Raw genomic sequence first — 13321 nt, 5'->3', positions numbered from 1 at the left:
GATGTTATGATGAATATATTATCAAAAAAACTAGCAATTCCGGCACTGGCATTCGCGCTCCTAAGCTTGGGTTCCTGTAGCAAATGGCTGGATCTGAAACCGCAGGAAGGCGTGGTGGCGGAAGACTACTGGCAAACAAAAGAGCAGGTGCGTGCGGCGGTCAATGGACTTTATATCTCTTTAATTACGAGCCCCTTGACGCAAGAGTTGTTTATGCACGGCGAGATCCGTACCGACATGGTCGAGGTGAGCACATTCGCTCCTCAACCGTATACCGAATACCGATTTGCGGATATGTTGCCGACCAACTCGTTTAGCAATTGGGGAACCTTTTATCGGATTATTAATTATTGTAATAACGTGATCGACAATGCTCCGGGCGTTAAAGAGCTTGATCCGACGTTTACACAAGCAGATCTCGATGCTTATATAGGCGAAGCCTTAGCGATCCGAGCCTGGATGTATCTGAATCTGGCACGTATCTGGGGTGATGTGCCGATTAAGTTAACCTATACGGCCTCGGATGAGGATTTGGCGGCTATCGCTAAATCACCGCAACGTAACGTGTTGGACGCGGTCGTAGCCGATTTAGTCCGGGCTGAACCAATGGTGCGCGAAACGTTCGGAAACACGGCGGCAGATAAAGGAAAAATTACCCGTTATACCGTAAATGCACTGCTGGCGGATACCTACCTGTGGCAAGACGAATTTCAAAAAGCAACGGATGTTTGTGATAAGATTATTGATGCCGAGATATTTGAATTGGTATCCGGCGATGCATCGACGTGGTTGAGCGAACTCTTCGGTCAGGGCAATTCCATAGAAGGAATTTTTGAATTGCAATATGACCGGCAGCAACTAAATCCGTTTTATGCGTTGTTTCGGCAGAACGCCATTTATACGGCAGGACAAAATGTGTATGAAGTTTTATTCCAATTTGATGCGGCTGATCCTGAAAACTTTGATGTGCGGGGCGACCGGGGTGCACTGTCTACCGCGACCAATATGATTTACAAGTATCATGGCCTAAACCGGACGCAGACTAAATCGTTGGAAGAATCCTATACGCATTGGATGGTGTATCGTTATGCGGATGTGCTGCTGATGAAAGCAGAGGCGCTGAATGGCCTGAACCGCGGACAGGAGGCTTTAGACTTGATTTATATGATCCGCGAGCGTGGAAATGCAATGCAAGGAACAGATTTGAATCCGGGAGCCGATGATCAGCAGGGGATCACGACCTTTATCGTGGAGGAGCGTGCCCGGGAATTTGCGTACGAAGGAAAACGCTGGTTTGATGTATTGCGGAATGCCGGTCGGAATAACTACGAGCGGATCGATTTGATCACCAGTATGATCGTTGGTTTTGCGCCTCCCGATCGACAACAGTCCATGCTGGCGAAATACAGGGATGTCAATAGCCATTACCTGCCGATTTATTATATCGAAATGCAACGTAGTGGCGGGGTATTGGAACAGAACCCTTTTTATGGAAATTAACGATAGGAGAACGATGAAGATGAAGAAAATATTAAAATCGAGCATCAGTCTATGCGTATGGACGGGGCTTTTTATGTTGCTATTTTCCTGTACAAAGGAAAATTTCACGGAAACAACGGATACCAGCCCGAATATCAACAGTTTCCTCGCGGCGCAGGAGGATTACAGCCTCTTTGCCGAAGCGATTGTACAGGCTGGGGCAGCTTCTTATCTGGATGCTTGGGGAACGTATACAGTATTCGCACCGAACAACAACGCGATGCAAGCTTTTTTGCAAAGCGAGGGAAAGGGTAGCGTGGGTGATCTCTCGAAAAGCGATGTGAAAGATCTGGTTAACCTCCATATTATACAGGACACTGTATCTACAGGACAGTTTCGGGATGGCAAGATTCAACGCAACTCTGTGTTCGGGATGTTTATCACCACGGCGGTGCAAAATATAGATGGGGAGTCCTATTTCGTCCTCAACAAGGAATCGAAAATTATTATGCCGAATGTCCGCACGGGCAATGGTGTGGTACACGGCGTCGATAAGGTGTTTACGAAAGTCACGAACACGGTGATGGAGGAAATTGAAGCCGACCCGAACCTCAGTCTTTTTGCTGAAGCCTTGCACCTGACCGGTTTGGATGCCTTGCTCAATCAACGGGTAGCGGAACAGTTTTTCTCGGTACTCGCCGTGAGCAATACGGCTTTTGCCCAACGGGGTTTCAACACGATACAAGATTTAGTTGACAAATACAACCACACCGGAAATCCAACAAATCCGGAGGATAGCTTGTATATGCATATTGCGTACCATGTGTTGCCGGATTTGAAATACGTATCCGATTTAGCATTTTCCAGTTCGCATACCACACAGGTTCCGAGGGAGGTACTCTTGGTCAAAGTGGATCGGGAGAAGATCCTATTGAACGAAGAAGAATGGCTTGGCGAATTGGAGGAAGGTGCGGAAGTAGACCGGGAAGCCAGCGACAATACGACCGTTAATGGTGTGTTGCATTATATTAAAGACGATATCTATATCAAGCAACGTTCACCTTTTCGCGTGGATTGGGATCCAGCGGATCAACCTGAAATTCGGGTAGCGGGCGCTTACGGGAGAAGTGATTTGGTTATGTCGAAAGGTTTTCTTCGTGACGTGACATGGGGTGGTGCAGATAACGCCACGATAGCTTATCTGCTTTCGACTGCCTCAAATATGCAAGGGGCTGTGAACGGTGATAGATTACAGATTACGTTAAGAACTGCGGTTATTCCATGGGTCGAGTTTAAGACCCCAGTTATTGTGCGGGGCAGATATAAAGTTTGGGTTGGGTGGCGTCAAAATGGAGGCAATACTGTTGATACCTATCTTAATGGTGTAAAATTATCGCGCTCGCTCAATCTTGGAGAATATCGGATACGTACATTGCCTGATCGAGAGTTAGAAGCATTAGGTTATAAAAAGCATGTTGCCGGCAACCTTTCGGGCGTCAATAATTACAATTGTAAAATGGTGGGTATTGTGGATATTGATGTTACCGATAGACATACTTTACGTTTTGAAACAAATACTAATGTAAACGCTCAGTTTTGGTTAGATTTTATTCAGTTTATCCCGATAGACCAAGAACAACTTTATCCGCAGTTTGATACGCAAGGCAATGCTGTTTACCCGTAAAAAGAATAAGATACAGTGACAAATTTTAAAATATTTATATTATGAAAAGAATAACTTTAATAATAGCATCCATAATACTATTATGTAACATTAGCTTTGGACAACGTATTGAATGGTGGGAAAATGTAGGCTCTAATTATGTAACCTATTATGACGATAATAAATTGACTTTTGACTCTGGAGATGGTAAATTTTCTGGAAAATATGAATTACTCTCTGATGGTCATACATTGACGTATGAAGTTACAGTAAACCTTGCTTTTTGGGAAGAAGTCGATGAGTTTTCGATACATGCGGAGCTTGACGAACCTCACACTGAATCAGCTTGGTGGGACGTATTATATACACCGTATCCTTATACGGGTTCAAAAAAATTTTCAGGTAGTGTCTATTTGAATTATACGGAGCCGAAGCCGTTTTATGCACATGTAGGCGCATTATTTCGATATGACCCAAATTTTAGTTTTTATGTTTTTCCGACATATTATCCGAATTAGACATTCCATAATCTCGTAATTGATACTGTTTTAGATCGGAGCAAAATGCATTTTATGATCGAGTTGAGAGATAAATGAAAAAATGATGAAAAAACACCATATATTAACACCTTTGATAGGATTGATCTGTATCCTATTACTGCAAGTTGGTTGCTCAGACCCCTGGGATGAACATGCGCGGGATAACGAGGGACTGACGAACGAACCGCTGTTGGAACGTTTGGACCAAGAATCTGAGGCCAGCGAGTTTATGAAGTTGCTACGCACTTCGGGCGTAGACGAAATATTGGATGGGAATAATGCGTATACGGTTTTTGTTCCGGAAAATAGCCGGATGCAGGCTGCATTGGCCGGGTTGCCCGATGATCCGGAAACTCGGGTAAATTTTGTGAAAAATCATATTGCCGTATCCACCCATCGTTTGAATGCCTCCGCGGATACTGTTCGCCTAACGATGCTTAGTGGGAAGACCTTGGATTTCGTAAACAGCGAAATCGATGGGGCAGCCTTTAGCAAGTCGAACCAGGCGGGAGCTGATGGAATGTATCACATCATTACAGACGTATTGACGCCGAGACAAAGCCTATGGGAATATATGAATGCACATAGCGATGAGCTGCAGAATGCGTTTATTCTCAGTCTCAATGAATACAACCTTTATGATACGGCCGTAGTTGAAGATCCCGAAGACTACTACTTAAACAACGAATTCCTGCGGGAAGTGGGTGATGTGCGGAATGAAAACCAGCATTTTACCTATTTTATATTGAAGGATGAAGATTTTACAGCAGAGGTAGCGCAGTTTTTACCCTATGTAAACTACCGTAACCATGCCGATTCCTCCTATGCCATTGGTCAATACGAAATAGTAAAAGATATGCTTTTTAAACAGGCATATAGCAAAGACAATTTACCAGCTATGCTACTGAGTGCATCGAATGTGTCGTTTCCGGTAGATAAATCGGCTATCAGCCAGTCTGTGCGGTTAAGCAACGGTTGGGTGCATGTGTTAGATAGATCAACGCTGCCCGTTGTCAATAAGCTAATAGATACCTATGTGCAAGGAGAAGAGCCTTGGGGCTTTTCCGAATCTGTTACCGCGAGTACCTTCCACCGGATACGGAAAGACCCTTACGGCGAGTTTTTTAAGGATATTATGGTGCAAAATCACGGTGTTTCTAGTCTGCAGATCGTATATCGGACCCCTCGGATGTACAGTACAACCTACGATGTATATTGGCGAGCGCTGAACGATGTACAGACCAATGTATTCCAGCAGCAGGTCGGTATTTTTGAATTTGATACGCGTCCGAGCGAAGAGGATCCTGATGTAGAAGTCAGAGAGCGAATTTATGTGTTTCCATATACCAATGTAGAACGGAATAGCTACGATGAGGTTTACCTCGGAGAGTTTAATCTGGCAGACTACAACCGGATTGTTCCGGTATTGCAATCAGCTGCAACTACGACAGCAGGCAACAATACACTGGTACTGGACTATCTGCGCTTTGTACCGAAACAAAAAACCAACTAAACCAATTAGATGATGCAATTGAAATATAAACTATTTATCGGAGGTGCGGCATTAGCCACCTGCATGTCGGTCGGGTCGTTGCAGGCACGATCGGTCACGCCATCCGTAAAACTGGAGATAGCAGCGGGGGCTGTTCAGGAATTGACGATTTCGGGAACCGTCCGGGTGGCAGATAGCGGGGCACCGGTAATAGGAGCCAACGTGCAGGTGGTTGGTTTCTCGGCAGCCATTACAGAAGATGATGGAACGTTCTCCCTCAAACTGCCTTCGCCGACGGCTAAAATAACCATCAATGCACCGGGTTATCAAGAGAAAATCGTATTTGCGAAGACCGGAGAATCCAATCTGGAGATCTGGTTATACGAAGAAGACTACAACCCTATTCGCCAGGAAGCAGTCTTGTTTAATGAAAAACAAAGTGTGCTGTCGCAGGTTGCGGCGGTGCAGACGGTGGATTTAGGGAAATACCGTTGGAAAACGACTTCCAATGATAATACGGCGCAGTTCCTGCAAGGGAAAATTGCCGGTTTGAATGTGGTGCGTAATTCGGGGACAACCAACACCGGTGCAAATCTAAGCCTTCGCGGGATCAATTCGTTTTATGGTACATCCAAACCGCTTTTGGTGGTAGATGGTGTGCTCTACGATGATGAGGATTATAGTGCCGAGCTACTCGCCAATTACCGTGAATCCGGTCTGGCCAATATCGATGTGAAAGACATTGATAACATCACGGTATTAAAAGATGGATCGGCACTATATGGTGCCAAAGGGAGTAATGGGGTCATCTTTATTACTACTGCCCGTGCGAAAGAGCTGGCGACACGGATTGATTTTCTGGCGACGACTGGTTTCAACAACAAGCCGAAAAACCTACCGGTGATGGACAGCAGGGGATATCGAAACTACTTGTCGGAATTGTTGAGTACACAGGGGTTGGGAGCTGATTCTATTGCGCGGTTACCATATTATAAACTGGATGCCGAAAATACCGAGCGCTATAGCTATATGAATGAAACCGACTGGCAATCGGAGGTCATGGATCATAGTATCAACCAAAACTATTATCTGAAAGTAGCGGGGGGAGATAATATTGCGCAGTATGCGTTGTCGGCCGGTTATACGAATGATCGGGGAGTCTTGCAGTATGACGACCTAACCCGCTATAACATGCGCCTGAATGGGGATCTTACCTTATCAGAAAAATTTACAATGCAGAGCAACCTCTCTTTTTCCTACAATCGACATCATATTCGAAACCAAGGAGTGGATTCGTATTCCAGTCCGCTATATCAGGCACTCGTGAAATCACCGTTTCTGGCACCTTATGGTTTTGATGAACAGGGCAACATGTCGCCGGTATTTGCCGATGTGGATGTCTTTAATCAGAGTAATCCGGCGGTGTTGGTTAGTGAGAACACGATAGGACAGAACCAGAGTTACCGTTTTGTGGGGAATTTGCATTTCAACTATCAATTTAATGAGCGTTATGCCTTGCGTACGATCGCCGGATTGGTATACGATAAAGGCCGGGAGAATTTTTTCTTACCGGAGCTGGGCGTGTTTTCCGAAGATCAACCGACGGCGGAGATACGGAATGAAGCGGGTGTCCAGAACCGGAAGTTGTTTGGATTATTTAATGAGACCTACTTTAGTGCTAACAATACCTTCGGGACAGACCATCGGTTAAGCAACCGCGTTGGTTTCCGGGTACAGCAGCGCAATGCGGAGTATGATTATGGTTTGGCGTTTAATACGGCAAACGATAATTACGTGAATGTAACGGGCGGAAGCAATTTGTTGCGCCAGATCCGTGGTGGATTTGGTAATGCGAACTGGATGAATACCTATATGTCGCATGAATATGCATATAAAGAACGCTATATGGTGCGTTGGGATGCGGCCTTAGATGGTTCCTCACGCTTTGGTAACGAGGCGCGTCATGGTGCTTTGAAACTGGGTAAAGATGCTTTTGCATTGAATACAGCGCTCCATGCGGCTTGGATGGTTTCGGCTGAGGATTTTTTTCGTACCGATGTTATTAATCTCCTGAAACTACGGGCTTCTTATGGGGTGTCGGGAAATGACGATATTGGAGATTATGCCGCGCGTACCTATTATATTTCCCAGAATTTTCTGGGGGTACAGGGACTTATCCGCGGGAATATCGGAAACCCTGCGCTACAATGGGAGCGTGCCTTCAAAACTAATCTGGGGCTTGATCTGTCATTGGCGAAAGAACGTGTCAATGTATCGTTGGATATTTATAATCACCGTTTTAAGGATATGATTACCTATCAGGCGCTATCGGCGCAGACGGGTATGGATTTAGCCTTTACAAATGGTGCGGCAATGCGGAATAATGGACTCGATTTGAATATCACAGGACGTTTGATCAACAAGCCGAATCTGAAGTGGGATATGGGGCTACAACTGGCGGCCTATCGGAATAAAGTGTTGACCCTACCCGGTGGCGCATTTGAAACGACGTATTACGGTGCGCGTATGATTACGGAAGAAGGCGGTGCAGCAAACCAGTTTTACGGTTTGCAGACTTACGGCGTATTTGCAACCGCACGTGATGCAGCGAATACCGGTTTGAGCAGACGTTTAACAGACGGTAGTTTGCTGCCGTTTGAAGCGGGAGATGTGCATTTCGTCGATCAAAATGGCGATAATATCATCGATGAGAAAGACCGGGTGGTGATCGGTAACCCTAATCCCGATTGGTTCGGTTCATTGCACACGACGCTGCGCTACAAACGTTTTTCAATGCATGCGCTGTTTACTTATTCGCTCGGCAATGATGTGTACAACGCGACACGCCATCGCTTGGAAAATGTATCTTCCTATCACAACCAAAGCATCGCAGTGAACTACCGCTGGAAAGAGGAAGGACAGCAGACCAATATACCGCGGGCGAACTGGGGCGATCCGTTAAATAATGCGGAATTCTCCGATCGCTGGATAGAAGATGGTTCGTACCTGCGCTTGCGCACGATCAATTTTGGTTACCATGTGCCGGTTAATCGCGATATTCTGAAATCATTTGATGCTTTTCTGACGGTCAACAACTTGTTTACGGTTTCGAAATACCTAGGATATGATCCGGAATTTAGTGCCAACAGCTCGATCTATAGCCAAGGTATCGATATTGGTATGACACCGCAATTCAGGACAATACAAGTGGGTATCAAAGCTGGATTTTAGGATAATAGTTAAAAGAATGAACATGATAAGAATCATAAAAATGAAACGTATCACCCTATATGGTCTATATGCTGCGCTGGCATGTCTCGCCTTGCCTTCTTGCAGCAAGTTCTTGGACGTGGAACCGGATGAGGTCTTAGTCAAAGAACAGATGTATCGAAATATATACGATGCAGATGCTGCCGTTATCGGCGTGTATGGTAAGCTATTGTCGCTGGCCGAACAACACATTCTTTGGAATGAGTTGCGTGCAGATTTGCTTACGGTGACCAACCGGGCAAACCCCTATTTAAAGGAAATCAATACAAACGATGTTGGCGCCATCAGCGCGGATAATCCATACGTGAATCCACGTAAGTTTTACGAGGTCATTCTCAATTGTAACGATGTCCTGGCGAATTTTCAGGTGATGCGCGCGGAAAATAAGTTTACGCCGGAAGAGTATAATCAACGCTATTCGGATATTATGGCCGTGCGGAGCTGGGTATATCTGCAATTGGGCATACACTTCGGACGCGTACCCTATATCACCGATCCGTTGGAAGATACGGATGCGGTACTGGATAAGGACAAATATCCACTATTGGAATTTGAGCAGTTGCTGACGAAGCTTATCGCCGATATGGAATCCATTCCCTATAAGCTGCTTTATGCAAGTACAGAATCCCTGATGTATGCGGTGGACGGATATAATATGGAGCGCTTCTATATCAATAAGCAGGCCCTATTAGGCGATCTGCATTTGTGGAACAACGATTACCAGAGCGCGGCAGAATATTATAAGCTGGTGATGACCAGCTATGATAATTTAGGGAACGACAACTTCCGTTACGATCGGTATAAGATTAAATGGGCAGAAGTGGCAACCAACAATGATATTGCAGTGGGGTATTTGCGCTATCGGGAACAGGATGTACGTACACTGATTAACAGCAAGACACAGGGCTGGCGGTCTATGTTTTCGCGTACGCAGGATGAGCTGTGGAATACGGAATGGGTATGGTCCTTACCCTTTAGTAGTAATTTTAGTCCGCAGAATCCATTCATCAGCTTGTTTGCGGCGAATGGAGGCGACCACCTATTGAAACCGAGCTTGGAGTCACTCGATTTATGGAATAGCCAAACCCAACGGAACGGCGTGCCTTACGACGCACGACGGGATTTATCGGTGTCCATGATGGGACAGGAAGGGGTTGTGACAAAATATACGGACGAGTTTTCAGATATCGAAACGATGTTACCTATCGATAAATTTCAGCGTGATGGCAAATGGCATCTGTATCGTGCAGCAAAACTGCATTTGCGCTTTGCTGAGGCTGCCAATCGGGATGGACACCATAAGCTTGCGGCAGCATTCTTAAACGGTACCATAGGCAGTGCTTACGATGATCCAAACCTAACAGACAAAACTGATGTCATGCAAACCTTTTTGCCCTTTCCGTACGACTTCGACGCGCGGAACGGGAATAACCCGCATTTCCGTGCTACCTGGCACCGGCATGCGGGTATTCGTGGAAGGGCTTACGTAACCATCAAGGAAGTCAATCCGACAGACAGCCTAACACAGATTGAGAATTACCTGATTGAGGAAGCTGCTTTGGAAATGGCCTTTGAAGGCAGCCGTTGGGAGGATTTGCTACGCATAGCGATGCGCCGGAACGATCCATCTTTTCTGGCAAATAAGATTTATGAGAAATTGAGCAAGGAAGGACACCCACAAGCAGATGCGGTTCGCAGCAAATTGATGAGTCGTGAAAACTGGTATTTGCCGTTTAAATGGGATGTAGGGGAATAATTTAAACCAAAAACGATGAAAAAAAATATTCTTTTTATTTTAATAATGCTATGCACGATAGGTTTTTCGGTGTCCGCACATACCTATTACATTGCCGTGGACGGAGATGATAATAATGCCGGAACAAAGGGAGAACCTTTTGCAACGCTGAACAAAGCGCAGTCGCTGGTGCAATCCGGTGATACGGTATATTTCCGCGGTGGAACGTATCGGATCAAGCCGGAGCAGATTATGACACCCACCAGTGGAAGCGTATGGGCACATGTGTTTGATATGAGTAAAAGTGGGGCGAGTGAAAACCAACGGATACATTATTACGGTTACGAAGGTGAGCGTCCGATATTCGATATGTCGGACGTGAAGCCGGCAGATCGTCGGGTGGTTGTCTTTTACGTCAGCGGCTCCAATCTGCATTTCAAAAACTTTGAAGTGATCGGCACACAAGTGACCATCGTAGGACATACGCAGTCTGAATGCTTCCGAAACGATGGGGGAAACAATAATATCTATGAAAACCTCGCCATGCACGATGGGATGGCGATCGGCTTTTATTTGGTGCGAGGTTCAAATAACTTGGTCTTGAACTGTGACGCTTATAATAACTGGGACTATGTTTCTGACGGTGGTCGCGGAGGGAATGTGGATGGTTTTGGGGGGCACCCGACAAACACGACCAGCACGGGCAATGTGTTCCGCGGCTGTAGAGCCTGGTGGAACAGTGACGATGGCTTCGATTTAATCAGTGCTTATGCCGCTTATACGATTGAAAACTGTTGGGCGTTTTATAATGGCTATAAACCGGGAACCTTTGAAACTGCGGGAGATGGAACGGGTATAAAAGCAGGAGGCTATGGTATGGGAGAGAATGCGGATGCACCATCGGCCATACCGATGCATGTTGTCCGGAATAATATTGCCTTTCAAAACCGTAATCAAGGATTATATGCGAATCACCATCTAGGTGGAATCCTATGGGAAAACAATACGGGGTATCGGAATCCTTCTAACTTTAATATGTTGACGCGCAAATCCAGAGAGGAAGCTGTAGATGTGGATGGGTATGGACATATTATTCGGCATAACCTATCCTATAGCCCGCGTACGGCAGGCCAACATATGGTGAATGTAAATCAGGAGCTTTCTCAAATAAGCAATAACTCCTTTCTGCCGGTGAATATGGAAGTAACGGCGGATGATTTTATGAGTCTGGATGAAACCCAACTTTTGTGGCCACGTCAAGCTGATGGTAGCTTGCCGGATATCGATTTTTTGAAATTGAAGACGAGCAGTGCATTTTATGCAGCGGGGATGGGATATTTCTATACACCTCTGGGTAGTGTCACGTCTTATGAATGGATTGAAGAACCGACCATTGTCATTGAACATAATGTGGCGCGGATCGTTGGGAATGGTGCAGGACGTTTTAACAGCTTTTTTGTCAATGGTACACGGGTTCCTTTTAATACAGGTCGAGTGAATTTGACGGTATACGAAGGAGAGGTTGATCTTCGTGCGGTTACCGCAAGTGGCGATGTGATCCGGTTGAAAATAACGAAATAAGGAAGTTAGAATAAGATGATTATGAAATATAGGATAGATATACGCTTCATTATGCTTTTGTTGTTATGCGGAAGTGTAGTGGCAGCTTGCGAAAAAGAAAAGGCGGTACCGTTGCAGGCGTTGGAGCTGGACAAAAACAGTATCGAAATACTGGAAAGTTACACGTCAACGGTAGAAGTTATAAGTGGTAACGGAGACTATACCGTTTCGGAGACGTCGTTGGTTGAGGTAGAGATCGTCGGGAATACAATTACATTTACAGCAACGGAAAACTATGGTGAGGAACGACTTTTCATCATGGATGGAACAGGGAGAAAAGCAGCGGTGGATGTCAAAGTGATTCCGGCCGTACTTAGCGCAGACGATCCCCGGTTTTATTGGGATGGTCTTATTGCTTTGGAGCAAGCTAACCAATGGAGTACAACGATTATGGGAAATAAGGTTGCGATGACAAATGTCACCGAAAAGAAGCAATTTGTGCTGTCATGGAATGGTGAATTTGCTGTTGGCGTAAAACCAAGAGCAACACTTCGTATTATTGGCGAAGAGAATAAACAAGAGATATCGTTGACAAAATTGGAAATATTGACCATTGACCGGAGTAAAAACCTGTGTACAATAGTGTTCTACAAAGAAAAACAGAAAGGAGAATTGGTGTTTGTGCTGCCATAGATAGGATTCGGCAAAATAGTGAAAGGTTTTTCTTTATCATTTCTGTTATAAGAAGTGAAGAGGAAAGACCTATGTTTGCTTTTAGTCGACTTTTTACTGAAATCGCACAAAAATTAGCGTACATAATAAAATTTTGTATATTTAGCTTTGAATTGCAACTAACTTACTGACTTTTTTAAATTGTAAGCGACTTGTCCATGAAAGCTACAGATCAAGATAGGCTCATTTTCAAAAAGCATTACCGTGCATTATGCTATTTTGCCTGGCAAATGGTGCAGGATGAGAAAACTGCGGAAGATTTGGCGCAGGACGCGTTCGTTTCTTACTTAAACAACAAAACGGAACTGCCAGATGATGAAAATGCGATAAAATCTTTTCTGTATAGTTCGATCAAACATGCTGTATTCAATCTGAGCCGTCATAACAAAGTCGTGCGAAAATTCTGGGAACGTACGGTGTTTACAGAATCGGACGACATCGATTACGAACATCAGATTATTCGGGCAGAGTTTATGACAGCAATTTATGACGCTTTGGAAAAACTTCCCGAAGGGTGCAGAAAGATTATGGTCATGAGTTATGTGGATGGCTACTCTAATGAAGAAATCGCCCAAGAATTAGAGATCAGTATTAATACCATAAAAACACAAAAGCGCCGAGGGCTTAGTGTCTTGCGCGAAAAACTGAATTTCAATTACTTCTGGATGTTTTTGCTGGCACTTAGTACATTGTGAGAATTGCACAATTCCCTCCTTAACATGAAATGCCACATATAAAATTTTGAAATATGTAGGAATACTATGTATGCAATATCCCCTCATTCAAAATTTTAAAGTGGCGAGATTTTGTTTATTTTTTTATGGAAAAAAAAGAAAAGCAGATTTCTTGTC

The 13321-nt window shown here is 44.7% G+C and carries 9 protein-coding genes; all 9 read left to right on the top strand.

Annotated elements, in window-relative coordinates; all coding sequences use genetic code 11:
- Window positions 1-6: 6 nt before the first annotated feature.
- The 9 genes from EWE74_RS11505 to EWE74_RS11465 all read left to right on the top strand — a co-directional run bounded on the left by EWE74_RS11505 (window position 7) and on the right by EWE74_RS11465 (window position 13165).
- On the top strand, window positions 7-1500 hold the full coding sequence (locus tag EWE74_RS11505) for a RagB/SusD family nutrient uptake outer membrane protein (RefSeq protein ID WP_206365207.1): 1494 nt from the start codon (window positions 7-9) through the stop codon (window positions 1498-1500).
- 19 nt (window positions 1501-1519) lie between these two features.
- Window positions 1520-3163 carry a fasciclin domain-containing protein gene (locus EWE74_RS11500; RefSeq protein WP_165384696.1) on the top strand — a complete coding sequence of 548 codons (1644 nt, stop codon included), beginning with the start codon at window positions 1520-1522 and terminating at the stop codon, window positions 3161-3163.
- A 41-nt stretch (window positions 3164-3204) separates the two neighbouring features.
- On the top strand, window positions 3205-3660 hold the full coding sequence (locus EWE74_RS11495; RefSeq protein ID WP_130141691.1) for a hypothetical protein: 456 nt from the start codon (window positions 3205-3207) through the stop codon (window positions 3658-3660).
- An 82-nt stretch (window positions 3661-3742) separates the two neighbouring features.
- On the top strand, window positions 3743-5194 hold the full coding sequence (locus EWE74_RS11490) for a fasciclin domain-containing protein (RefSeq protein ID WP_130141690.1): 1452 nt from the start codon (window positions 3743-3745) through the stop codon (window positions 5192-5194).
- Window positions 5195-5203: 9 nt separating this feature from the next.
- Complete coding sequence (locus EWE74_RS11485) at window positions 5204-8404, top strand: SusC/RagA family TonB-linked outer membrane protein (protein ID WP_130141689.1); 3201 nt, start codon at window positions 5204-5206, stop codon at window positions 8402-8404.
- A gap of 22 nt (window positions 8405-8426) precedes the next feature.
- A complete protein-coding gene (locus EWE74_RS11480; protein ID WP_130141688.1) occupies window positions 8427-10199 on the top strand; it encodes a RagB/SusD family nutrient uptake outer membrane protein in 1773 nt (590 codons plus the stop codon).
- A 15-nt stretch (window positions 10200-10214) separates the two neighbouring features.
- Complete coding sequence (locus EWE74_RS11475) at window positions 10215-11759, top strand: right-handed parallel beta-helix repeat-containing protein (RefSeq protein WP_130141687.1); 1545 nt, start codon at window positions 10215-10217, stop codon at window positions 11757-11759.
- A 21-nt stretch (window positions 11760-11780) separates the two neighbouring features.
- Window positions 11781-12431 carry a hypothetical protein gene (locus EWE74_RS11470; protein ID WP_130141686.1) on the top strand — a complete coding sequence of 217 codons (651 nt, stop codon included), beginning with the start codon at window positions 11781-11783 and terminating at the stop codon, window positions 12429-12431.
- Between the two features lie 197 nt (window positions 12432-12628).
- Window positions 12629-13165 (top strand): RNA polymerase sigma-70 factor, encoded by a 537-nt coding sequence (locus tag EWE74_RS11465; protein ID WP_130141685.1) that lies wholly within the window; start codon window positions 12629-12631, stop codon window positions 13163-13165.
- The last annotated feature ends 156 nt before the right edge of the window (window positions 13166-13321 follow it).

This window comes from Sphingobacterium corticibacterium (assembly GCF_004208525.1).
GTDB lineage: Bacteria > Bacteroidota > Bacteroidia > Sphingobacteriales > Sphingobacteriaceae > Sphingobacterium > Sphingobacterium corticibacterium.
Note: the sequence above shows the minus strand (reverse complement) of the source record. Positions and strands in the feature narration are given on the sequence as shown.

Coding starts and splice junctions, on each gene's coding strand:
- EWE74_RS11505 (WP_206365207.1), top strand. CDS start 7: ATGATGAATATATTATCAAAAAAACTAGCAATTCCGGCACTGGCATTC.
- EWE74_RS11500 (WP_165384696.1), top strand. CDS start 1,520: ATGAAGAAAATATTAAAATCGAGCATCAGTCTATGCGTATGGACGGGG.
- EWE74_RS11495 (WP_130141691.1), top strand. CDS start 3,205: ATGAAAAGAATAACTTTAATAATAGCATCCATAATACTATTATGTAAC.
- EWE74_RS11490 (WP_130141690.1), top strand. CDS start 3,743: ATGATGAAAAAACACCATATATTAACACCTTTGATAGGATTGATCTGT.
- EWE74_RS11485 (WP_130141689.1), top strand. CDS start 5,204: ATGATGCAATTGAAATATAAACTATTTATCGGAGGTGCGGCATTAGCC.
- EWE74_RS11480 (WP_130141688.1), top strand. CDS start 8,427: ATGATAAGAATCATAAAAATGAAACGTATCACCCTATATGGTCTATAT.
- EWE74_RS11475 (WP_130141687.1), top strand. CDS start 10,215: ATGAAAAAAAATATTCTTTTTATTTTAATAATGCTATGCACGATAGGT.
- EWE74_RS11470 (WP_130141686.1), top strand. CDS start 11,781: ATGAAATATAGGATAGATATACGCTTCATTATGCTTTTGTTGTTATGC.
- EWE74_RS11465 (WP_130141685.1), top strand. CDS start 12,629: ATGAAAGCTACAGATCAAGATAGGCTCATTTTCAAAAAGCATTACCGT.